This is a genomic window from Staphylococcus sp. GDB20D11A (assembly GCF_016893255.1).
Classification (GTDB): Bacteria; Bacillota; Bacilli; order Staphylococcales; family Staphylococcaceae; genus Staphylococcus; species Staphylococcus aureus.
In genome coordinates this window covers 21,040-46,034 of record NZ_JAFEPJ010000011.1, presented here as the reverse complement: position 1 = coordinate 46,034, position 24,995 = coordinate 21,040, and the positions used below count along the sequence as shown (strand labels likewise).

General features: G+C 33.1%; 20 protein-coding genes and 1 pseudogene. 20 read left to right on the top strand and 1 reads right to left on the bottom strand.

The annotated features are described in order from the left end of the window. The first annotated feature begins 22 nt into the window (after window positions 1-22). From JV528_RS08040 to JV528_RS07955, 18 genes and pseudogenes are all read left to right on the top strand, one after another. Window positions 23-121, top strand: a pseudogene (locus JV528_RS08040) (hypothetical protein). Between the two features lie 169 nt (window positions 122-290). Further along, window positions 291-1,401, top strand: a protein-coding gene (prfB, locus tag JV528_RS08035) for a peptide chain release factor 2 (protein ID WP_010956549.1) whose coding sequence is annotated in 2 segments (ribosomal slippage) — window positions 291-362 and window positions 364-1,401 — 1,110 coding nt in all. Because the reading frame shifts where the segments join, the coding sequence is not laid out codon by codon here. Window positions 1,402-1,554: 153 nt separating this feature from the next. Further along, window positions 1,555-1,662 (top strand): hypothetical protein, encoded by a 108-nt coding sequence (locus tag JV528_RS08030; protein ID WP_078061094.1) that lies wholly within the window; start codon window positions 1,555-1,557, stop codon window positions 1,660-1,662. 147 nt (window positions 1,663-1,809) lie between these two features. Beyond that, complete coding sequence (locus JV528_RS08025) at window positions 1,810-2,649, top strand: CHAP domain-containing protein (protein ID WP_000749387.1); 840 nt, start codon at window positions 1,810-1,812, stop codon at window positions 2,647-2,649. A gap of 173 nt (window positions 2,650-2,822) precedes the next feature. Further along, window positions 2,823-3,473, top strand: a complete 651-nt coding sequence (locus JV528_RS08020; protein ID WP_000538141.1) for a YfbR-like 5'-deoxynucleotidase — start codon at window positions 2,823-2,825, stop codon at window positions 3,471-3,473. Continuing rightward, complete coding sequence (locus tag JV528_RS08015) at window positions 3,470-3,706, top strand: CsbA family protein (RefSeq protein ID WP_000638419.1); 237 nt, start codon at window positions 3,470-3,472, stop codon at window positions 3,704-3,706. Before JV528_RS08020 ends, JV528_RS08015 begins: the two co-directional genes overlap by 4 nt. Window positions 3,707-3,974: 268 nt before the next feature. After that, entirely contained in the window at window positions 3,975-5,960 is a 1,986-nt protein-coding gene (gene uvrB / locus JV528_RS08010) for an excinuclease ABC subunit UvrB (protein WP_000229251.1), read from the top strand. Window positions 5,961-5,967: 7 nt separating this feature from the next. Next, window positions 5,968-8,814, top strand: a complete 2,847-nt coding sequence (gene uvrA / locus JV528_RS08005) for an excinuclease ABC subunit UvrA (protein WP_000662671.1) — start codon at window positions 5,968-5,970, stop codon at window positions 8,812-8,814. Between the two features lie 595 nt (window positions 8,815-9,409). Further along, window positions 9,410-10,342 carry an HPr(Ser) kinase/phosphatase gene (gene hprK / locus JV528_RS08000; RefSeq protein ID WP_000958224.1) on the top strand — a complete coding sequence of 311 codons (933 nt, stop codon included), beginning with the start codon at window positions 9,410-9,412 and terminating at the stop codon, window positions 10,340-10,342. A 5-nt stretch (window positions 10,343-10,347) separates the two neighbouring features. After that, entirely contained in the window at window positions 10,348-11,187 is an 840-nt protein-coding gene (gene lgt, locus JV528_RS07995) for a prolipoprotein diacylglyceryl transferase (protein ID WP_000513301.1), read from the top strand. 7 nt (window positions 11,188-11,194) lie between these two features. Next, window positions 11,195-11,680, top strand: coding sequence for an acyltransferase (locus JV528_RS07990; RefSeq protein WP_001224800.1), 486 nt, complete (start codon window positions 11,195-11,197; stop codon window positions 11,678-11,680). A gap of 7 nt (window positions 11,681-11,687) precedes the next feature. Further along, the gene (locus JV528_RS07985) at window positions 11,688-13,130 is read left to right on the top strand and encodes a tetratricopeptide repeat protein (protein ID WP_204254817.1); all 1,443 of its coding nucleotides are present in this window, start codon (window positions 11,688-11,690) and stop codon (window positions 13,128-13,130) included. Between the two features lie 66 nt (window positions 13,131-13,196). After that, window positions 13,197-14,132 (top strand): thioredoxin-disulfide reductase, encoded by a 936-nt coding sequence (gene trxB, locus JV528_RS07980; RefSeq protein ID WP_000134963.1) that lies wholly within the window; start codon window positions 13,197-13,199, stop codon window positions 14,130-14,132. 767 nt (window positions 14,133-14,899) lie between these two features. After that, the gene (rapZ, locus tag JV528_RS07975) at window positions 14,900-15,811 is read left to right on the top strand and encodes an RNase adapter RapZ (protein WP_000369722.1); all 912 of its coding nucleotides are present in this window, start codon (window positions 14,900-14,902) and stop codon (window positions 15,809-15,811) included. Then, on the top strand, window positions 15,808-16,803 hold the full coding sequence (locus JV528_RS07970; RefSeq protein WP_001248939.1) for a YvcK family protein: 996 nt from the start codon (window positions 15,808-15,810) through the stop codon (window positions 16,801-16,803). The genes rapZ and JV528_RS07970 overlap by 4 nt, the downstream gene beginning before the upstream one ends. A gap of 110 nt (window positions 16,804-16,913) precedes the next feature. After that, window positions 16,914-17,858 (top strand): DNA-binding protein WhiA, encoded by a 945-nt coding sequence (gene whiA / locus JV528_RS07965; RefSeq protein ID WP_000006551.1) that lies wholly within the window; start codon window positions 16,914-16,916, stop codon window positions 17,856-17,858. A gap of 571 nt (window positions 17,859-18,429) precedes the next feature. Continuing rightward, the gene (clpP, locus tag JV528_RS07960) at window positions 18,430-19,017 is read left to right on the top strand and encodes an ATP-dependent Clp endopeptidase proteolytic subunit ClpP (RefSeq protein ID WP_001049165.1); all 588 of its coding nucleotides are present in this window, start codon (window positions 18,430-18,432) and stop codon (window positions 19,015-19,017) included. Window positions 19,018-19,198: 181 nt separating this feature from the next. After that, window positions 19,199-20,833, top strand: a complete 1,635-nt coding sequence (locus tag JV528_RS07955) for a malolactic enzyme (RefSeq protein ID WP_000675913.1) — start codon at window positions 19,199-19,201, stop codon at window positions 20,831-20,833. A 206-nt stretch (window positions 20,834-21,039) separates the two neighbouring features. Here JV528_RS07955 and JV528_RS07950 read toward each other — a convergent pair whose 3' ends face one another. Further along, a complete protein-coding gene (locus JV528_RS07950) occupies window positions 21,040-21,942 on the bottom strand; it encodes a TIGR01777 family oxidoreductase (RefSeq protein ID WP_000816301.1) in 903 nt (300 codons plus the stop codon). Between the two features lie 702 nt (window positions 21,943-22,644). On the opposite strand from JV528_RS07950, the gene JV528_RS07945 reads away from it, so the two are divergent. Both JV528_RS07945 and JV528_RS07940 read left to right on the top strand, forming a co-directional pair. Further along, entirely contained in the window at window positions 22,645-23,274 is a 630-nt protein-coding gene (locus JV528_RS07945; RefSeq protein WP_000070826.1) for a DUF4887 domain-containing protein, read from the top strand. Window positions 23,275-23,973: 699 nt separating this feature from the next. Further along, window positions 23,974-24,987: a sugar-binding transcriptional regulator gene (locus JV528_RS07940; protein ID WP_000654030.1), complete on the top strand. Its 1,014-nt coding sequence runs from the start codon at window positions 23,974-23,976 to the stop codon at window positions 24,985-24,987. Window positions 24,988-24,995: the final 8 nt, after the last annotated feature.

Below are 24,995 nucleotides of genomic sequence, written 5' to 3'. Positions count from 1 at the left end.
TCCAATTAAACACCTATAGTTTGTGTTATGGGAGGAGTCTTTTTATTTTACAAGCGTTAAATAATTTAAAAAATGTGAAGAAGTTGTTAAACGTTGTTATGTACTTAGTTTTAAAAAATAGGTTTAGGCATATGTCTATGATAAATGTACTGTTTTTTAACAATAAAAGCATAAACTAATTGTCAGTGTGCTTATATTTCTTAACATTGTTATTTAACAAAATTATGTTAAAATTTAGCATTATAAAAGATACAAATCAATGACTTGAATTATAAATAGGAGCGAAGGCTATGGAATTATCAGAAATCAAACGAAATATAGATAAGTATAATCAAGATTTAACACAAATTAGGGGGTCTCTTTGACTTAGAGAACAAAGAAACTAATATTCAAGAATATGAAGAAATGATGGCAGAACCTAATTTTTGGGATAACCAAACGAAAGCGCAAGATATTATAGATAAAAATAATGCGTTAAAAGCAATAGTTAATGGTTATAAAACACTACAAGCAGAAGTAGATGACATGGATGCTACTTGGGATTTATTACAAGAAGAATTTGATGAAGAAATGAAAGAAGACTTAGAGCAAGAGGTCATTAATTTTAAGGCTAAAGTGGATGAATACGAATTGCAATTATTATTAGATGGGCCTCACGATGCCAATAACGCAATTCTAGAGTTACATCCTGGTGCAGGTGGCACGGAGTCTCAAGATTGGGCTAATATGCTATTTAGAATGTATCAACGTTATTGTGAGAAGAAAGGCTTTAAAGTTGAAACTGTTGATTATTTACCTGGGGATGAAGCGGGGATTAAAAGTGTAACATTGCTCATCAAAGGGCATAATGCTTATGGATATTTAAAAGCTGAAAAAGGTGTACACCGACTAGTACGAATTTCTCCATTTGATTCATCAGGACGTCGCCATACATCATTTGCATCATGCGACGTAATTCCAGATTTTAATAATGATGAAATAGAGATTGAAATCAATCCGGATGATATTACAGTTGATACATTCAGAGCTTCTGGTGCAGGTGGTCAGCATATTAACAAAACTGAATCGGCAATACGAATTACCCACCACCCCTCAGGTATAGTTGTTAATAACCAAAATGAACGTTCTCAAATTAAAAACCGTGAAGCAGCAATGAAAATGTTAAAGTCTAAATTATATCAATTAAAATTGGAAGAGCAGGCACGTGAAATGGCTGAAATTCGTGGCGAACAAAAAGAAATCGGATGGGGAAGCCAAATTAGATCATATGTTTTCCATCCATACTCAATGGTGAAAGATCATCGTACGAACGAAGAAACAGGTAAGGTTGATGCAGTGATGGATGGAGACATTGGACCATTTATCGAATCATATTTAAGACAGACAATGTCGCACGATTAATATATATTTTAAAACCGAGGCTCTAAAAGGGCATCGGTTTTTGGTTTTTTTAAAGGTAGCGAAATAAATTGTAAATTAGATTTTGAAATATGATTTGTTTATGAATATTTAAGTACAATTCGGTAGATAGGGTTAGAAAATATTTTTTAAAAGTTGTGTTTGTTAAAACAACATATGCAGTGTGCATTTAGTAATATTACCTATGGCAATTTTCAAGGTATTGAATTAATTATTGAAAACGTTCTCAATTACATGATATGAATACATTTTACACTATGATAAAAGGTTGTATTCTTTTTATATTGTTAACCATTTGATTACATCGTTATAACAATAGCTTTTGACAAAATGTATTGTGCTATAGTATTTGCATACTTAAAATACTAACAGCAAAGGAATGACAGCAAGATGAAAAAATCTCTTACAGTGACAGTTTCGTCAGTATTAGCTTTTTTAGCTTTAAATAATGCAGCACATGCACAACAACATGGCACACAAGTAAAAACACCTGTTCAACATAATTATGTATCAAATGTTCAAGCACAAACGCAATCACCGACAACTTATACAGTAGTTGCTGGCGATTCATTATATAAAATTGCTTTAGAGCATCACTTAACGTTGAATCAATTATATTCATACAATCCTGGTGTAACACCTTTAATTTTTCCTGGTGATGTGATTTCACTTGTGCCTCAAAATAAAGTGAAACAAACTAAAGTGGTTAAATCGCCAGTAAGAAAAGCAAGCCAAGCTAAAAAGGTAGTAAAACAACCTGTACAACAAGCGTCTAAAAAAGTAGTAGTTAAGCAAGCACCTAAGCAAGCAGTAGCTAAGGCAGTTAATGTAGCATACAAACCTGCTCATGTACAAAAATCAGTACCAACTGTACCTGTTGCACATAACTACAATAAATCAGTTGCTAACAGAGGAAACTTATATGCTTATGGAAACTGCACATATTATGCTTTCGATCGTCGTGCACAATTAGGTAGAAGTATAGGAAGTTTATGGGGCAATGCAAATAACTGGAATTACGCAGCAAAAGTTGCAGGATTTAAAGTAGATAAAACACCAGAAGTTGGCGCTATTTTCCAAACAGCTGCTGGTCCATATGGACATGTTGGTGTTGTTGAATCTGTAAACCCTAATGGAACAATTACTGTTTCGGAAATGAACTATGCTGGATTTAATGTTAAATCTTCAAGAACAATTTTAAATCCAGGAAAATATAATTACATCCACTAAGTAATATATCAAGACAAGACTATCCTCTTAGCCTGTTTAAGTAACAGGTTAAGAGGATTTTTTGGTATCATTTAATCAGAGTTATATAAAGAAGATATTTAAATGATACTTAATTGAATGATATGTAAAAAGAAAGTATAATTTATGATTAATTAATGGAGGAGGTAATTGAAATGGGTGTACATCAATATTTTAAAAGATTATCAGATATGGAAAGACTTATAAGATTACCTGGAAAATTTAAATATTTTGAACACAATGTTGCAGCACACTCCTTTAAAGTAACTAAAATTGCTCAATATCTAGCAACAGTTGAAGAATATCATGGACGAAAGATTAATTGGAAAAGCTTATATGAAAAAGCATTAAATCATGATTTCGCTGAAGTGTTTACTGGTGATATAAAAACACCTGTTAAATATGCGAGTAGTGAATTAAAAAAATTATTTTCGCAAGTTGAAGAAGAAATGGTAGAGACCTTTATTGAAGAAGAAATTCCATTACAATATAGAGATGTTTATAAGCAACGACTGCAAGAAGGTAAAGATGATTCATTAGAAGGCCAAATACTTTCAGTTGCTGATAAAATTGATTTACTTTATGAAACATTTGGAGAAATACAAAAACGTAATCCCGAAGAATTATTTTTCGAAATTTATGAAATGAGTCTAGAAACAATTATTCAATTTGACCATTTAGCATCTGTACAAGATTTTATTAATAATATCATTCCAGAAATGTTAACTGAAAACTTTATACCTAGAACAGAATTAAGAGAAACAACCATGAACATTTTAAATAAAAGAAAAGAGGAAAATGAATGATATGGTATTTTAGCGCAGCATTCTTTCCATGTGTCCTGGTAGTATTGTTTAGTGTAATAACAAGAAGTAAATGGGTCGGTACTATTCTGACATTAATTTTAATCGGTGCCTCAATCTATAAAGAGTATTTCCATAACGAGTGGATTATTTTTATTGATGTAGTGTCATTATTAGCTGGTTATTTAATTATAGATCAACTCGAATTTCATAAACATCAAGATGAAGATCGCTAAGATTAACTTTAAAATAATGTTTCAAACAAATTTGTTGAAACAAAACGATGATTAATATAATGTGTATTTACATACTAAAAATAACAAGATAAACGATTTGATTTAAGGCAAGCATAGTTAGCACAACTATGTTTGTTTTTCTTTGTTCGACATTTTTACGAACAAACGTTTGCTTTTTGTGTGACTACTTTGCTAAAATATGTAATGAGAAAGCGAAGAGTTGAGCGGAAATATAAATAATACGTTGAAAGAGGAGGCATATGTGACAATGGTTGAACATTATCCTTTTAAAATACATTCTGATTTTGAGCCTCAAGGTGACCAACCGCAAGCAATTAAGGAAATCGTGGAAGGTATTAAAGCGGGGAAAAGACATCAAACTTTATTAGGTGCAACTGGCACAGGTAAAACATTTACGATGAGTAATGTTATTAAAGAAGTTGGGAAACCAACGTTAATTATCGCGCATAACAAAACATTAGCAGGACAATTATATAGTGAGTTTAAAGAATTTTTTCCTGAAAACAGGGTGGAATACTTTGTAAGTTACTATGATTATTATCAACCTGAGGCATACGTACCGTCTACTGACACTTTTATTGAAAAAGATGCCTCAATCAATGATGAAATTGATCAACTACGACATTCTGCTACAAGTGCGTTATTTGAACGCGATGATGTAATTATTATTGCTAGTGTAAGTTGTATATATGGTTTAGGTAATCCTGAAGAATATAAAGATTTAGTAGTAAGTGTTCGAGTTGGTATGGAAATGGATAGAAGCGAATTACTTAGAAAACTTGTAGATGTGCAATATACACGTAATGACATCGATTTCCAACGAGGAACGTTTCGAGTGCGTGGTGATGTAGTTGAAATATTCCCAGCCTCTAAAGAAGAACTTTGTATAAGGGTTGAGTTTTTCGGCGATGAGATTGACCGTATTCGAGAAGTTAACTACCTAACAGGTGAAGTGTTGAAAGAAAGAGAACATTTTGCGATATTCCCAGCTTCTCACTTCGTAACACGTGAAGAAAAGTTGAAAGTTGCGATTGAACGTATTGAAAAAGAATTGGAAGAACGATTGAAAGAATTACGAGATGAGAATAAATTACTAGAAGCGCAAAGGTTAGAACAGCGTACCAACTATGATTTAGAAATGATGCGAGAAATGGGGTTCTGTTCAGGAATTGAAAACTATTCAGTACATTTAACGTTGCGACCACTAGGTTCGACACCATATACTTTATTGGATTACTTTGGCGATGATTGGTTAATAATGATTGATGAATCACATGTGACGTTACCGCAAGTTCGTGGCATGTATAATGGAGACAGAGCACGAAAACAAGTTTTAGTTGATCATGGATTTAGATTACCAAGTGCGTTAGATAACCGCCCACTTAAATTTGAAGAATTTGAAGAAAAGACTAAACAACTTGTGTATGTATCTGCAACGCCTGGTCCATACGAAATTGAACATACGGATAAGATGGTTGAACAAATTATTCGTCCTACTGGTTTACTGGACCCTAAGATTGAGGTTAGACCTACTGAAAATCAAATTGACGATTTATTAAGTGAAATTCAAACAAGGGTTGAGCGTAATGAAAGAGTACTTGTTACAACGCTCACTAAAAAGATGAGTGAAGATTTAACCACATATATGAAAGAAGCAGGCATTAAAGTTAACTATCTACATTCTGAAATTAAAACATTAGAACGAATCGAAATAATTAGAGACTTACGAATGGGTACATATGATGTTATCGTAGGTATTAATTTATTAAGAGAGGGTATTGATATACCAGAAGTTTCTCTAGTTGTCATATTAGATGCAGATAAAGAAGGATTTTTACGTTCTAACCGCTCATTAATTCAAACAATAGGTAGAGCTGCGCGTAACGATAAAGGTGAAGTCATTATGTATGCCGATAAAATGACTGATTCGATGAAGTATGCAATTGATGAGACACAACGTCGTCGAGAAATACAGATGAAACATAATGAAAAACATGGTATTACACCTAAAACAATTAATAAAAAAATACATGATTTAATTAGTGCTACTGTTGAAAATGACGAAAATAATGACAAAGCACAAACTGTGATACCTAAGAAGATGACGAAAAAAGAACGTCAAAAGACAATCGACAATATAGAAAAAGAAATGAAACAAGCAGCGAAAGATTTAGATTTCGAGAAAGCTACAGAATTAAGAGATATGTTATTTGAATTAAAAGCAGAAGGGTGACAAGTAAATGAAAGAACCATCCATAGTAGTAAAAGGTGCTCGTGCGCATAACTTGAAAGATATTGATATCGAACTACCTAAAAATAAATTAATTGTTATGACAGGATTATCTGGGTCAGGTAAATCGTCATTAGCATTCGATACTATATATGCTGAAGGACAACGACGTTATGTTGAATCATTAAGTGCCTATGCGCGTCAATTTTTAGGGCAAATGGACAAACCAGACGTTGATACTATTGAAGGATTATCGCCAGCAATTTCAATAGATCAAAAAACAACAAGTAAAAATCCAAGGTCAACAGTTGCAACAGTAACAGAAATATATGATTATATACGTTTGTTATATGCACGTGTTGGTAAACCTTACTGTCCAAATCACAATATAGAAATTGAATCGCAAACAGTACAACAAATGGTTGACCAGATTATGGAATTAGAGGCACGTACAAAGATTCAATTATTAGCACCTGTCATCGCTCATCGTAAAGGTAGTCATGAAAAGCTAATCGAAGATATTGGTAAAAAAGGTTATGTACGTTTAAGAATCGATGGCGAAATTGTTGATGTAAATGATGTACCTACATTAGATAGGAACAAGAATCATACAATAGAAGTTGTTGTAGACCGATTAGTTGTTAAAGATGGAATTGAAACACGACTAGCTGACTCTATAGAAACTGCGTTAGAGCTTTCAGAAGGACAATTAACAGTCGATGTCATTGACGGGGAAGACCTTAAGTTTTCAGAAAGCCACGCTTGTCCTATATGTGGATTTTCAATCGGAGAATTAGAACCAAGAATGTTTAGCTTTAACAGTCCTTTTGGTGCTTGTCCAACATGTGATGGCTTAGGTCAAAAGTTAACAGTCGATGTAGACTTGGTTGTTCCCGACAAAGATAAGACGCTAAACGAAGGTGCAATAGAACCATGGATACCGACGAGTTCTGATTTTTATCCAACACTGTTAAAACGTGTTTGTGAAGTTTATAAAATCAATATGGATAAACCTTTTAAAAAGTTAACAGAACGTCAACGTGATATTTTATTGTATGGTTCGGGTGACAAAGAAATTGAATTTACATTTACACAACGTCAAGGTGGTACTAGAAAACGAACAATGGTCTTCGAGGGTGTAGTTCCTAATATAAGTAGACGATTCCATGAATCACCTTCAGAATATACACGTGAAATGATGAGTAAATATATGACCGAACTACCTTGCGAAACTTGTCATGGAAAGCGATTGAGTCGTGAAGCGTTATCTGTTTATGTAGGTGGTTTAAATATTGGTGAAGTAGTCGAATACTCAATCAGTCAAGCGCTGAACTATTATAAAAACATTAATTTGTCAGAACAAGATCAAGCGATTGCAAATCAAATATTGAAAGAAATTATTTCCCGACTCACTTTTTTAAATAATGTGGGACTTGAATATTTAACGCTAAACAGAGCTTCAGGTACACTTTCAGGTGGTGAAGCACAACGTATTCGATTGGCAACGCAAATTGGGTCACGTTTGACTGGTGTCTTATATGTATTAGATGAGCCATCAATTGGACTGCATCAAAGAGATAATGATCGATTAATTAATACACTTAAAGAAATGAGAGATTTAGGAAATACTTTAATTGTAGTTGAACACGATGATGATACTATGCGTGCGGCTGATTACTTAGTGGATATAGGGCCTGGTGCTGGTGAGCATGGAGGACAGATTGTTTCTAGTGGTACACCTCAAAAGGTAATGAAAGATAAAAAATCTTTAACAGGACAATACTTGAGTGGTAAGAAACGTATTGAAGTACCTGAATATCGCAGACCGGCTTCAGATCGTAAAATTTCTATACGTGGAGCTAGAAGTAACAACCTTAAAGGGGTTGATGTGGACATACCACTATCAATCATGACGGTCGTTACAGGTGTATCAGGTTCAGGTAAAAGCTCATTAGTAAATGAAGTATTATACAAATCATTAGCTCAAAAAATCAATAAATCTAAAGTAAAGCCAGGATTGTACGATAAGATTGAAGGTATTGATCAACTTGATAAAATTATTGATATTGATCAATCACCGATAGGTAGAACGCCACGCTCTAATCCAGCAACGTATACTGGTGTGTTTGATGATATACGTGATGTGTTTGCGCAAACAAATGAAGCTAAAATTCGAGGATATCAAAAAGGCCGTTTTAGTTTTAATGTAAAAGGTGGACGCTGTGAAGCTTGTAAAGGTGACGGTATTATTAAAATTGAAATGCATTTTTTACCTGATGTTTATGTTCCTTGTGAAGTGTGTGATGGTAAACGATATAATCGTGAGACACTAGAGGTTACTTACAAAGGTAAAAATATTGCTGACATTTTAGAAATGACTGTTGAGGAAGCAACACAATTTTTTGAAAACATTCCTAAGATTAAGCGCAAGCTACAAACACTAGTTGATGTTGGTCTTGGATACGTCACATTAGGTCAACAAGCTACAACGTTATCAGGTGGTGAGGCTCAACGTGTGAAACTTGCATCTGAACTTCATAAACGTTCAACTGGTAAATCTATTTATATCCTAGACGAACCGACAACAGGGTTACATGTTGACGATATTAGCAGATTATTAAAAGTATTAAACCGATTAGTTGAAAATGGTGACACTGTTGTAATTATTGAGCATAACCTAGATGTTATCAAAACAGCAGACTATATTATAGACTTAGGTCCTGAAGGTGGTAGTGGCGGTGGTACTATTGTTGCGACTGGCACACCCGAAGATATTGCTCAGACAAAGTCATCATATACAGGAAAGTATTTAAAAGAAGTACTTGAACGAGATAAACAAAATACTGAAGATAAATAAGATTAAAAGAAGTGAAGGATGTTATAAATTTATCCTTCGCTTCTTTTTATTAATTTAGTAATGAATAGTAGAAAGAAAAGATGCATAAAAAGAATTATGTTAAGATAGGGTCAATCTAGAGTAGCTAAACATAAATCGAACTGGGAGTGGGACAGAAATGATAAAGAATCACTAATGATTTATTATGTAGTGGTTCTTTGTCATTAGCCACAGCTATTGTGTACTTAAAAATAGGAATGCATGAGTGCAACTCATGCATAAGAAATACTAATTTCTAAAGAAAAAGTATTTCTTTATGTCGGGGCCCCTGACTAGAATTGAAAAAAGCTTGTTACAAGCGTATTTTCGTTCAGTCAACTACTACCAATATAACTTCGTAGAGCTTAGGTCATTGATTTATGGCTCGGACTTTTATGGCGATATGAACCATGTAAATTAAGCAAGCAATAAATTAATGATTGATATTGACTTGTAAAATAATAACAATAATGAACAATTAATATTTATTTTAGCTTTTCAATGTAGATTGGTGTTATATTTTTGATATGATAAGAAGAGATGTAAGAGTAGGGATAAATACAATTGAGGTGAACCCATGTTAACGACAGAAAAACTAGTTGAAACATTAAAGTTAGATTTAATCGCTGGTGAAGAAGGACTATCGAAGCCAATTAAAAATGCTGATATATCAAGACCGGGCTTAGAGATGGCAGGTTATTTTTCACATTATGCGTCAGATAGAATACAACTATTAGGAACAACAGAACTATCGTTTTACAATTTATTACCAGATAAGGATCGTGCAGGTCGTATGCGTAAACTATGCAGACCAGAAACGCCTGCAATTATTGTGACACGTGGATTGCAGCCACCAGAAGAATTAGTTGAAGCTGCAAAAGAATTAAATACGCCACTTATAGTTGCTAAAGATGCAACTACAAGTTTAATGAGTCGCTTAACAACGTTTTTAGAGCATGCACTTGCAAAGACGACATCTTTACATGGTGTTTTAGTAGATGTTTACGGTGTTGGTGTACTAATTACCGGTGATTCAGGAATAGGTAAAAGTGAGACTGCGTTGGAGTTAGTTAAACGTGGGCATAGATTAGTAGCAGATGATAATGTAGAAATACGTCAAATTAATAAAGATGAACTAATAGGGAAACCACCAAAGTTAATAGAACATCTATTAGAAATACGTGGACTAGGTATTATCAATGTTATGACTTTATTTGGCGCGGGTTCAATATTAACTGAAAAACGAATTAGATTAAATATTAATTTGGAAAACTGGAACAAGCAAAAGTTATATGACCGCGTCGGTCTTAATGAAGAGACGTTAAGTATTTTAGATACTGAAATCACTAAAAAAACAATACCTGTAAGACCTGGTAGAAATGTTGCGGTAATTATTGAGGTCGCTGCAATGAACTATCGATTAAATATCATGGGCATTAACACTGCCGAAGAATTTAGTGAAAGATTAAATGAAGAAATTATCAAGAACAGTCATAAGAGTGAGGAGTAGGTTGAATGGGTATTGTATTTAACTATATAGATCCTGTGGCATTTAACTTAGGACCACTGAGTGTACGATGGTATGGAATTATCATTGCTGTCGGAATACTACTTGGTTACTTTGTTGCACAACGTGCACTAGTTAAAGCAGGATTACATAAAGATACTTTAGTAGATATTATTTTTTATAGTGCACTATTTGGATTTATCGCGGCACGAATCTATTTCGTGATTTTCCAATGGCCATATTACGCGGAAAATCCAGGTGAAATTATTAAAATATGGCATGGTGGTATAGCAATACATGGTGGTTTAATAGGTGGCTTTATTGCTGGTGTTATTGTATGTAAAGTGAAAAATTTAAACCCATTTCAAATTGGTGATATCGTTGCGCCAAGTATAATTTTAGCGCAAGGAATTGGACGCTGGGGTAACTTTATGAATCACGAGGCACATGGTGGACCTGTGTCACGCGCTTTTTTAGAACAATTACATTTGCCTAATTTTATAATAGAAAATATGTATATTAACGGCCAATATTATCATCCAACATTCTTATATGAATCCATTTGGGATGTCGCTGGATTTATTATCTTAGTTAATATTCGTAAACATTTAAAATTAGGAGAAACATTCTTTTTATATTTAACTTGGTATTCAATTGGTCGATTCTTTATAGAAGGATTACGTACAGATAGCTTAATGCTCACAAGTAATATTAGAGTTGCACAATTAGTATCAATTCTTTTAATTTTAATAAGTATAAGTTTAATTGTATATAGAAGGATTAAGTATAATCCACCGTTGTATAGCAAAGTTGGGGCGCTTCCATGGCCAACAAAAAAAGTGAAGTAGTGATATTTTGAGAAAATTTTTATCAAAAACATATCATCATACAAACCCTTTATGGCATGTATACCGTCTTGTTAAATTTTCGAAAGTTTTTAAGAATGTAATCATCATTGAATTTTCGAAATTTATTCCAAGTATGGTACTGAAAAGACATATATATAAACAACTTTTAAATATTAATATCGGTAATCAATCATCGATAGCTTATAAAGTAATGTTAGATATTTTTTACCCAGAACTGATTACGATTGGTAGTAACAGTGTTATTGGTTACAATGTAACAATTTTGACGCATGAAGCATTAGTTGATGAATTTCGTTATGGACCAGTGACGATAGGATCTAACACTTTGATTGGTGCAAATGCTACCATTTTACCCGGTATAACGATTGGTGACAATGTAAAAGTTGCAGCTGGTACGGTTGTTTCAAAAGATATACCGGATAATGGATTTGCATATGGCAACCCTATGTATATAAAAATGATTAGGAGGTGACAATTTTATGGCGCAAAAGAATAATAATGTAATTCCAATGACTTTTGATGATGCATTTTATCGTAAAATGGCTAATCAGAAGTTTAAACAAAGAGAATATAAACGAGCTGCTGAATACTTTGAAAAAGTGTTAGAATTGTCACCTGATGATCTGGAAATTCAAATTGATTATGCACAATGTCTAGTACAACTAGGTATTGCTAAAAAAGCAGAACATTTATTTTATGACAATATTATTTATAATAGGCATCTAGAAGATAGCTTTTATGAATTGAGTCAGCTCAACATTGAAGTTAACGAACCAAACAAGGCATTCTTGTTTGGTATTAATTATGTTATTGTTAGCGACGACCAAGATTATAGAGATGAACTAGATCAAATGTTTGATGTGAAATATCAAAGTGAAGAACAAATTGAACTTGAAGCTCAATTGTTTGTAGTTCAAATACTATTCCAATATCTTTTTTCTCAAGGTCGATTAAAAGATGCAAAGAATTATGTCTTACATCAACCACAAGAAGTTCAAGAGCATCGTGTGGTACGTAATTTATTGGCAATGTGTTATTTATATCTCGGCGAATATGATACTGCTAAAGCATTGTACGAAGCACTATTACAAGAGGATAGTACAGATATATATGCATTATGCCATTATACTTTGCTACTTTATAACACTAAGGAAAATGAACAATACCAAAAGTATTTAAAAATATTAAATAAAGTTGTACCTATGAATGACGATGAAAGTTTTAAATTAGGTATTGTTTTAAGTTATTTAAAGCAGTATCGTGCATCACAACAATTGTTGTATCCTTTATATAAAAAAGGGAAATTTTTATCAATTCAAATGTACAATGCTTTAGCATATAATTATTATTATTATTTAGGTGAAGAAGACGAAAGTCATTACTACTGGGATAAATTGAAGCAAATTTCTAAAGTGGAAATTGGACATGCTCCTTGGGTAATTGAAAATAGCAAAGAAGTTTTTGACCAACATATTTTGCCATTACTTCAAAGTGATGACAGTCATTATCGTTTATATGGTATTTTTTTATTGGATCAATTAAATGGCAAAGAAATTGTGATGACGGAAAGTATTTGGCAGGTTCTGGAAAATCTAAATAATTATGAGAAATTGTATTTAACGTATTTAGTTCAAGGTTTAACGCTCAATAAATTAGACTTCATTCATCGCGGCTTGTTAACGCTTTACCATAATGAATTATTTGTAAGTGAAAATGATTTAATGGTTGCATGGATTAATCAAGGTGAACTCATAATTGCTGAAAAAGTAGATTTAACTGATGTTGAGCCATATATCGGTGCGTTTATTTATTTGTATTTTAAAAATCAACCTCGAAACGTTACAAAGAACCAAATTACAACATGGTTAGGCATAACACAATATAAACTGAACAAAATGATTGAATTTCTCTTGAGCATATAGATTTATGAAAAGTTAGATTTATTATATAATGCGCATAATGATTAATAATGAGGAGGCGTTAATAAAATGACTGAAATAGATTTTGATATAGCAATTATCGGTGCAGGTCCAGCTGGTATGACTGCTGCAGTATACGCATCACGTGCTAATTTAAAAACAGTTATGATTGAAAGAGGTATTCCAGGCGGTCAAATGGCTAATACAGAAGAAGTAGAGAACTTCCCTGGTTTCGAAATGATTACAGGTCCAGATTTATCTACAAAAATGTTTGAACACGCTAAAAAGTTTGGTGCAGTTTATCAATATGGAGATATTAAATCTGTAGAAGATAAAGGCGAATATAAAGTGATTAACTTTGGTAACAAAGAATTAACAGCTAAAGCGGTCATTATTGCTACAGGTGCAGAATACAAGAAAATTGGTGTTCCGGGTGAACAAGAACTTGGTGGACGCGGTGTAAGTTATTGTGCAGTATGTGATGGTGCATTCTTTAAAAATAAACGCCTATTCGTTATCGGTGGTGGTGACTCAGCAGTAGAAGAGGGAACATTCTTAACTAAATTTGCTGACAAAGTAACAATCGTTCACCGTCGTGATGAGTTACGTGCACAGCGTATTTTACAAGATAGAGCATTCAAAAATGATAAAATCGACTTTATTTGGAGTCATACTTTGAAATCAATTAATGAAAAAGACGGCAAAGTGGGTTCTGTGACATTAACGTCTACAAAAGATGGTTCAGAAGAAACACACGAGGCTGATGGTGTATTCATCTATATTGGTATGAAACCATTAACAGCGCCATTTAAAGACTTAGGTATTACAAATGATGTTGGTTATATTGTGACAAAAGATGATATGACAACATCAGTACCAGGTATTTTTGCAGCAGGAGATGTTCGCGACAAAGGTTTACGCCAAATTGTCACTGCTACTGGTGATGGTAGTATTGCAGCGCAAAGTGCAGCGGAATATATTGAACATTTAAACGATCAAGCTTAATTCGAAGTCGAATTAAGATGTTGAGTTGTAAATTATTTGGATATTTATTTTAATAGTGTCATCACATTGTTAAAATAATGTCTTTCTTTTAAATTAAAACAAATTATATAGAAAACTAGAACTTAGCACGTATCATTTGTGCGTTTCAATGAGTTCTAGTTTTTTTATATGTTATATTAAACTTATAACTTTATGGGAGTGGGACAGAAATGATAAAGAGCCACTAATGATTTATTATGTAGTGGTTCTTACACATTAGCCACAGCTAATGTGTACTTAAAAATAGGAATACATGAGTAAAACTCATGCATAAGAAATACTAATTTCTATAGAAAAAGTATTTCTTTATCGTTGTCCCGCCCTAACTTGCACATTATCGTAAGCTGACTTTTCGTCAGCTTCTGTGTTGGGGCCCCGCCAACTTGCATTGCCTGTAGAAATTGGGAATCCAATTTCTCTTTGTTGGGGCCCACACCCCAACCCGCATTGCCTGTAGAATTTCTTTTCGAAATTCTCTGTGTTGGGGCCCCTGACTAGAGTTGAAAAAAAGCTTGTTGCAAGCGCATTTTCATTCAGTCAACTACTAGCAATATAATATTATAGACCTTAGGACATTGATTTATGTCCCAAGCTCCTTTTAAATGATGTATATTTTTAGAAATTTAATCTAGACATAGTTAAAAATAAATATAAAAACATCGTTGCTTAATTTTGTCATAGAACATTAAAATTAACATCATGAAATTCGTTTTGGCGGTGAAAAAATAATGGATAATAATGAAAAAGAAAAAAGTAAAAGTGAACTATTAGTTGTCACAGGTTTATCTGGTGCAGGTAAATCTTTGGTTATTCAATGTTTAGAAGACATGGGATATTTTTGTGTAGATAATCTACCACCAGTGTTATTGCCTAAATTTGTAGAGTTGATGGAACAAGGAAATCCATCCTTAAGAAAAGTGGCAATTGCAATTGATTTAAGAGGTAAGGAACTATTTAATTCATTAGTTGCAGTAGTGGATAAAGTCAAAAGTGAAAGTGACGTCATCATTGATGTTATGTTTTTAGAAGCTAGTACTGAAAAATTAATTTCAAGATATAAGGAAACGCGTCGTGCACATCCTTTGATGGAACAAGGTAAAAGATCGTTAATCAATGCAATTAATGATGAGCGAGAGCATTTGTCTCAAATTAGAAGTATAGCTAATTTTGTTATAGATACTACAAAGTTATCACCTAAAGAATTAAAAGAACGCATTCGTCGATACTATGAAGATGAAGAGTTTGAAACTTTTACAATTAATGTCACAAGTTTCGGTTTTAAACATGGGATTCAGATGGATGCAGATTTAGTATTTGATGTACGATTTTTACCAAATCCATATTATGTAGTAGATTTAAGACCTTTAACAGGATTAGATAAAGACGTTTATAATTATGTTATGAAATGGAAAGAGACAGAGATTTTCTTTGAAAAATTAACTGATTTGTTAGATTTTATGATACCCGGGTATAAAAAAGAAGGGAAATCTCAATTAGTAATTGCCATCGGTTGTACGGGTGGACAACATAGATCTGTAGCATTAGCAGAAAGACTAGGTAATTATCTAAATGAAGTATTTGAATATAATGTTTATGTGCATCATAGGGACGCACATATTGAAAGTGGCGAGAAAAAATGAGACAAATAAAAGTTGTACTTATCGGTGGTGGCACTGGCTTATCAGTCATGGCTAGGGGATTAAGAGAATTCCCAATTGATATTACAGCGATTGTAACAGTTGCTGATAATGGTGGGAGTACAGGGAAAATCAGAGATGAAATGGATATACCAGCACCAGGAGACATCAGAAATGTGATTGCAGCTTTAAGTGATTCTGAGTCAGTTTTAAGCCAACTTTTTCAGTATCGTTTTGAAGAAAATCAAATTAGCGGTCACTCGTTAGGTAATTTATTAATCGCAGGTATGACTAATATTACGAATGATTTCGGACATGCCATTAAAGCATTAAGTAAAATTTTAAATATTAAAGGTAGAGTCATTCCATCTACAAATACAAGTGTGCAATTAAATGCTGTTATGGAAGATGGAGAAATTGTTTTTGGAGAAACAAATATTCCCAAAAAACATAAAAAAATTGATCGTGTGTTTTTAGAACCTAACGATGTGCAACCAATGGAAGAAGCAATCGATGCTTTAAGGGAAGCAGATTTAATCGTTCTTGGACCAGGGTCATTATATACGAGCGTTATTTCTAACTTATGTGTCAATGGTATTTCAGATGCGTTAATTCATTCTGATGCGCCTAAGCTATATGTATCTAATGTGATGACGCAACCTGGGGAAACAGATGGTTATAGCGTGAAAGATCATATCGACGCGATTCATAGACAAGCTGGTCAACCGTTTATTGATTATGTCATTTGTAGTACACAAACTTTCAATGCTCAAGTTTTGAAAAAATATGAAGAAAAACATTCTAAACCAGTTGAAGTTAATAAGGCTGAACTTGAAAAAGAAAGCATAAATGTAAAAACATCTTCAAATTTAGTTGAAATTTCTGAAAATCATTTAGTAAGGCATAATACTAAAGTGTTATCGACAATGATTTATGACATAGCTTTAGAATTAATTAGTACTATTCCTTTCGTACCAAGTGATAAACGTAAATAATATAGAACGTAATCATATTATGATATGATAATAGAGCTGTGTAAAAAAATGAAAATAGACAGTGGTTCTAAGGTGAATCATGTTTTAAATAAGAAAGGAATGACTGTACGATGAGCTTTGCATCAGAAATGAAAAATGAATTAACTAGAATAGACGTCGATGAAATGAATGCAAAAGCAGAGCTCAGTGCACTGATTCGAATGAATGGTGCACTTAGTCTTTCAAATCAACAATTTGTTATAAATGTTCAAACGGAAAATGCAACAACGGCAAGACGTATTTATTCGTTGATTAAACGTGTCTTTAATGTGGAAGTTGAAATATTAGTCCGTAAAAAAATGAAACTTAAAAAAAATAATATTTATATTTGTCGTACAAAGATGAAAGCGAAAGAAATTCTTGATGAATTAGGAATTTTAAAAGACGGCATTTTTACGCATGAAATTGATCATTCAATGATTCAAGATGACGAAATGAGACGCAGTTACTTGAGAGGAGCTTTTCTGGCAGGTGGCTCAGTGAATAACCCCGAAACATCTTCGTACCATTTGGAAATTTTTTCTCAAAATGAGAGTCATGCAGAAGGCTTAACGAAACTAATGAATAGTTATGAGTTGAATGCCAAACATTTAGAGCGAAAAAAAGGAAGTATTACGTATTTAAAAGAAGCGGAAAAGATTTCGGATTTTCTTAGTTTGATAGGTGGCTATCAAGCGTTATTAAAATTTGAAGACGTACGTATTGTAAGAGATATGCGTAATTCTGTTAACCGACTCGTTAATTGTGAAACGGCAAATCTAAATAAAACAGTTAGTGCTGCGATGAAACAAGTTGAGAGCATTAAATTGATTGATAAAGAAATTGGTATTGAAAATTTACCAGACAGGTTGAGAGAGATTGCTAGAATTCGAGTAGAACATCAAGAAATTTCGTTGAAAGAGCTTGGAGAAATGGTGTCAACTGGTCCAATTTCAAAATCAGGTGTAAATCATCGATTAAGAAAACTTAATGATTTAGCCGATAAGATTAGAAATGGTGAACAAATAGAATTATAAGTAAGAAGGTGTTTTTGGTAGTAAATTATCAAAAACACCTTTTTTATGATTAAAAAGTGTTTAATGAATAATAGTCGACTAACTATTAAATTGATCTGGAAAGTTTAATGAAGGAAATTCAATAACCAAGCGTTACCCAATTTTCTCATTAAGTAGCATCATATATATCAATTTGGTCATAAGAAAATGTGAATGTGATAATTAATTGAGTCCCTGAAAGTCCCTGATCATAGACAAAACAAAATCAACATAATAAGAATCCCGACATTGCGGGATTCTCTGTATTGAAAAGTATTGTATTTTATTAAAACAGCCTCCTTGAAGGGAATTGAACCCCTATCTTAAGAACCGGAATCTTACGTGTTATCCATTACACCACAAGGAGCAAGTATGTAATCATATCACTGTACTATCAGAAGTAAAATAAGTACAATCTAAAATAGATATTATCAGTTTACAAAGGAAAGAGACAAGCGTCAAACAATGTAACTATTTAGAGTCAAAGTTTTTGACCAAATTTGACTTAATATGTAAAATAATGAGTAACAGTTATTACAAGGAGGAAATATAGATGAATTTAATTCCTACAGTTATTGAAACAACAAATCGCGGTGAACGTGCATACGATATATACTCACGTTTATTAAAAGACCGTATTATTATGTTAGGTTCACAAATTGATGACAACGTAGCAAATTCAATCGTATCACAGTTATTATTCTTACAAGCACAAGACTCAGAGAAAGATATTTATTTATACATTAATTCACCAGGTGGAAGTGTAACAGCTGGTTTTGCGATTTATGATACAATTCAACACATTAAACCTGATGTTCAAACAATTTGTATCGGTATGGCTGCATCAATGGGATCATTCTTATTAGCAGCTGGTGCAAAAGGTAAACGTTTCGCGTTACCAAATGCAGAAGTAATGATTCACCAACCATTAGGTGGTGCTCAAGGACAAGCAACTGAAATCGAAATTGCTGCAAATCACATTTTAAAAACACGTGAAAAATTAAACCGCATTTTATCAGAGCGTACTGGTCAAAGTATTGAAAAAATACAAAAAGACACAGATCGTGATAACTTCTTAACTGCAGAAGAAGCTAAAGAATATGGCTTAATTGATGAAGTGATGGTACCTGAAACAAAATAATTCAAAGTAAAGAGTAGACTAAGCAGTCTGCTCTTTTTGTATGATTAAACCAATGTATCAATAAATTGTTCGAAATATTTTGAGTTAAAGCAAAAAATAACGGGTAAAAATATTTGTGAGGATTTAATTAGACACGTTGCGTCTGCGGTTCTACAATCTAACAAATATAAAGGATGATTTTATGAAAGGCATTGAATTACTTAACAATCCATTTTTAAACAAAGGTACAGCTTTTACTAACGAAGAAAGAAAACAGTTAGGGCTTGAAGGTTTATTACCTGCGAATGTTCGAACTTTAGAACAACAAGCAGAACAATGTTATGAACAATTCAAGGCGAAACAAACCGATTTTGAGAAACGTTTATTTTTAATGGCAATTTTTAATCGTAATCGTACATTGTTTTACAAATTGACTTCAGAGCATTTAGTTGAATTTATGCCAATTATTTATGACCCTGTTATTGCACAATCGATTGAACAATATAATGAGAATTTCAGCAGACCCCAAGATGCAGTATTTTTATCTGTTGATAGACAAGACCAAATTGAACAAGAATTGCGCAACGTTGCAAATGGCAGAGATATTCGATTAATCGTAGTGACAGATGCGGAAGGTATATTAGGTATCGGCGATTGGGGCGTTGATGGTGTAGATATTGCAATAGGAAAATTAATAGTATATACAGCGGCAGCTGGAATAAATCCTTCACAAGTATTACCTGTATCTTTAGATGTAGGTACTAATAATGAACAATTACTAAAGGATGACCTTTATTTAGGAAATCGTCATAAACGTGTCGATGATGAGACATATTACGCATTTGTAGATAAATTTGTAAGTGCAGTACGTAAAGAATATCCTAATGCACTATTACATTGGGAAGATTTTGGTAGAGGGCATGCCAAAAATATTTTAGATAAATATGAAGATACGTTGCCAACTTTTAATGATGATATTCAAGGTACAGGTATAGTTACATTAGCTGGCGTACTAGGTGCATTAAATATTTCTAAAGTAGATTATACGAATCAGACGTTTTTAGTTTATGGTGGTGGTACAGCTGGTATGGGTATTACCAATATTTTAAAAGATGAACTAATTAAACAGGGTGTTTCAGAAGAAAAAGCAAATCAGCATTTCTATATTATGGATAAACAAGGATTGTTGTTTGATGATATGGATGATTTAACAGAAGCGCAACAAGTATTTGCTAAAAATAGGAATGAATTTTCAAATACAGTAAACTGGAAAAATTTAAAAGAAGTAATTGAAAATATTAAGCCTACTGTTTTAATCGGTACATCAACTCAAACAGGTGCATTTACAGAAGATGCAGTAAAAGAGATGTTAAAACATACAGAACGTCCAATGATTTTCCCATTGTCTAATCCTACAAAATTAGCAGAAGCAACTGCACAAGATTTATTAAAATGGACTAACGGAAAAGCATTAATTGGAACTGGTATCCCATATAATGACATTGAATACAATGGTGTGAATTACAGTATTGGTCAAGCAAATAATGCATTGATGTATCCTGGTTTAGGTTTGGGCCTTATTGCGTCAAAAGCGAAGAAAGTAAATCAACAGATTCTATCAGCTGCGAGTCATGCACTTGGTGGCATGGTCAATCCAGATGAACCAGGTGCTGCAGTCTTACCACCTGTCGAGAAAATACATCAATGTTCTCGTGCCATAGCTAAAGCGGTTGCACAAAGTGTCATTGATCAAGGATTAAACGCTGAAACTATTGATGATATTGACAAAGCAATTGAAGCTGAAATTTGGTATCCTGAATACAAATCATACATTTAATTTTATAAAGTAGTAAAAGGTCGTTTGAACATTTTGTTTCAAGTGGCCTTTTCGTATTTACTTTATAATTAATCAACCAATATTCATAAGTGACTTTAAAGTTATATCTATATGTAATATCAGCAAATAGATAAGTCTAGAGAGATTTAACGAATTATCTCCTAGACTTTTTGCTTGAAGTGGAGTAGGAGAGATCAATGTCCCACTCACTTACTAATTAAATCTTCAAGTGCCATTTTTAAATTACTATATTTAAATTGGAATCCCAATGCTTGAATTTTATTAGGTAATACTTTTTGAGTATCCAATACTACTGTTGACATTTGACCAAGTATGAGACGCATTGCAAGACTTGGTGCCCAAGTTTCATGAGGCTTATGCATAGCTCTTGCTAAAGTGTAGCCAAATAAATTTTGACGCTCAGGTATAGGTGCAGTTAAATTAAACGGACCACTAGCTGACTCGTTATTTATTAAAAATAAAATAGCTTGAATTAAATCATTGATATGAATCCATGAATACCATTGTTGACCAGAACCTAATTTACCACCAATGTAATATTCGTATGGTAGTTTCATTGTTTGTAACGCACCGCCTTCATTCGATAAAATTATACCGAAACGACCGATGACAACTCGTGTACCTAATTGTTCAAATTGTTGTGCGAAACGTTCCCATTGATACACAATATCTGATAAGAAATCAAACGGTAAAGTTTTATAAACTTCTGTGTAACTCATAAATAAATCAGGAGGATAGTAACCAGTGGCACTAGCATTAAATAAAACTTTAGGTGCTTTATTACGTGATTTAAACAATTCATATAAAGCTTGCGTAGATTGAATTCTACTTAGCATTAGCGTTTGTTTATATTCCGGTGTCCATCGTTTATTCAATGTAGCACCTGCTAAGTTGATGACCACATCGATATTTTGAGGAACTTTGTGTTCCCACCCAGATTTAGCCCAGTTGACATATGAAATTTTCTTATCATTTGAAATTTGGTCGTGTCGCGTTAATATCGTAATATGTGAATCTGATTTTTTGATTTCATTAACTAATTGAGATCCAACCATACCAGTCCCACCAGTAATTAAGTATTGTTTCATTATCATTCACCCCATGTAATTTTGTATTTAGTTACTATTTAATAATCATTATTGTTGTTCAAAGGTTATACATTATTTAGACAATAATATGTCAATAACTTTTTTTGAATTGTATTTTAATAAAAATGATATAAGTTATAATAAAGGTGTACCTTCGATAACGAATAAACATCTCTTAAAAGTATGTGTAAAACGCTGCATGATACAAACGAAGGTAAAAATTTGACTCCCTTTAGTAGTGGACCCGTACGTTTATCGTGCGGGTCGTTTTTATTTATTTCTTATTCCCATTATAGATCAATTCAAAGCATTAATTTTTTAAACAAATTTAAGAATACATAGTAATATAACAATCTAAACATAAAAACTTTTAACACAACACTTAAACTAATGCTTTAATTTTCAATACGTAGCTATAAATTGTTGTAAAATCAAAAAGGTTGAAATGTTAATTTTCAAAAAAAGGCTCAAAATATGTTTGATTTAGTTATTAAATGTTAAGATATATAAGACTACTATTTCTTTGTAAAAATGAATCCGATTTACGAGTGAGTAATAGTGAATACAGTTTTAAGTTGAAGAAGGCAAAAAGAGTAAATGTTTATTGATATTTGTAGAAACTAGGTAAGCAAATTAGTTGTGAAAATGTTAATGGTTGCGTGATAATTTCTATATTTAAATTAGTTTGAAGTGAGGGAGAGTATGTCGAATCAAAATTACGACTACAATAAAAATGAAGATGGAAGTAAGAAGAAAATGAGTACAACAGCGAAAGTAGTTAGCATTGCGACGGTATTGCTATTACTCGGAGGATTAGTATTTGCAATTTTTGCATATGTAGATCATTCGAATAAAGCTAAAGAACGTATGTTGAACGAACAAAAGCAGGAACAAAAAGAAAAGCGTCAAAAAGAAAATGCAGAAAAAGAGAGAAAGAAAAAGCAACAAGAGGAAAAAGAGCAGAATGAGCTAGATTCACAAGCAAACCAATATCAGCAGTTGCCACAGCAGAATCAATATCAATATGTGCCACCTCAGCAACAAGCACCTACAAAGCAACGTCCTGCTAAAGAAGAGAATGATGATAAAGCATCGAAGGATGAGTCGAAAGATAAGGATGACAAAGCATCTCAAGATAAATCAGATGATAATCAGAAGAAAACTGATGATAATAAACAACCAGCTCAGCCTAAACCACAGCCGCAACAACCAACACCAAAGCCAAATAATAATCAACAAAACAATCAATCAAATCAACAAGCAAAACCACAAGCACCACAACAAAATAGCCAATCAACAACAAATAAACAAAATAATGCTAATGATAAGTAGTATTTAGTCAAACAAAAATGAACCAGTATGACAGACAACACAATTAATTAGGTTGTCTCGAATATTGGTTCTTATTTTTATAATTGTTAATTAGGGGAGAGATGATACTTAAATAGTTAGTTGTTTGTTTTGCGGATAGTGAAATTTATTTTGAGTGAGGTGGGACAGAAATGATATTTTCGCAAAATTTATTTCGTCGTCCAACCCCAACTCCCATTGCCTGTAGAAATTGGGAGGAGCCAATTTCTCTATGTTGGGGCCCCGCCAACTTGCATTGTCTGTACAAATTGGGAATCCAATTTCACTATGTTGGGGCCCCTGACTTTAATTGGAAAAGCTTGTTACAAGCGAAATTTTGTTCAGTCAATTACTACTAATGTAAATTTTCGGGTTCTAGAGCATTGATTTATGTCCTAGTCTCAAATAATAAGCAAATGATTAGCGAGTTGTTATAAGGGTATACATTTGACTACAGCGAATAAAATAAAACGTTTTGTTGTATAACAAATCGAAAATATATTGCAAGCGCTTTATCAAATTATTTAGAAAATTTAAGTTTTATGCTTGCAATTTTTGAAATAGAATAGTACTATTGCAAGTGTAAAGAGGTTAATTTTTGTCCCACGCGGGACTTAAAAAGGCAACCACTGGTTGTGATATATCCTTATTTACATTTATAAATATAAGGAGGAGGTAGTAGTGAAAGACTTATTGCAAGCACAGCAAAAGCTTATACCGGATCTCATAGATAAAATGTATAAACGTTTTTCTATTCTTACTACTATCTCAAAAAATCAGCCTGTCGGACGTCGAAGTTTAAGCGAACATATGGATATGACTGAACGTGTACTGCGTTCTGAAACAGATATGCTTAAGAAACAAGATTTGATAAAAGTTAAGCCTACCGGTATGGAAATTACAGCTGAAGGTGAGCAACTGATTTCGCAATTGAAAGGTTACTTTGATATCTATGCAGATGACAATCGTCTGTCAGAAGGTATTAAGAATAAATTTCAAATTAAGGAAGTTCATGTTGTTCCTGGTGATGCTGATAATAGCCAATCTGTTAAAACAGAATTAGGTAGACAAGCAGGTCAATTACTTGAAGGCATATTACAAGAAGATGCGATAGTTGCTGTAACTGGCGGATCCACGATGGCATGTGTTAGTGAAGCAATTCATTTATTACCATATAATGTATTCTTCGTACCAGCCAGAGGTGGACTAGGCGAAAATGTTGTCTTTCAGGCAAACACAATTGCAGCTAGTATGGCACAACAAGCTGGCGGTTATTATACGACGATGTATGTACCTGATAATGTCAGCGAAACAACATATAACACATTGTTGTTAGAGCCATCAGTCATAAACACTTTAGACAAAATTAAACAAGCAAACGTTATATTACACGGCATTGGTGATGCGCTGAAGATGGCGCATCGACGTCAATCACCTGAAAAGGTCATTGAACAACTTCAACATCATCAAGCTGTCGGAGAGGCATTTGGTTATTATTTTGATACACAAGGTCAAATTGTCCATAAGGTTAAAACAATTGGACTTCAATTAGAAGACCTTGAATCAAAAGACTTTATTTTTGCAGTTGCAGGAGGCAAATCGAAAGGTGAAGCAATTAAAGCATACTTGACGATTGCACCCAAGAATACAGTGTTAATCACTGATGAAGCCGCAGCAAAGATAATACTTGAATAAGAGATAAA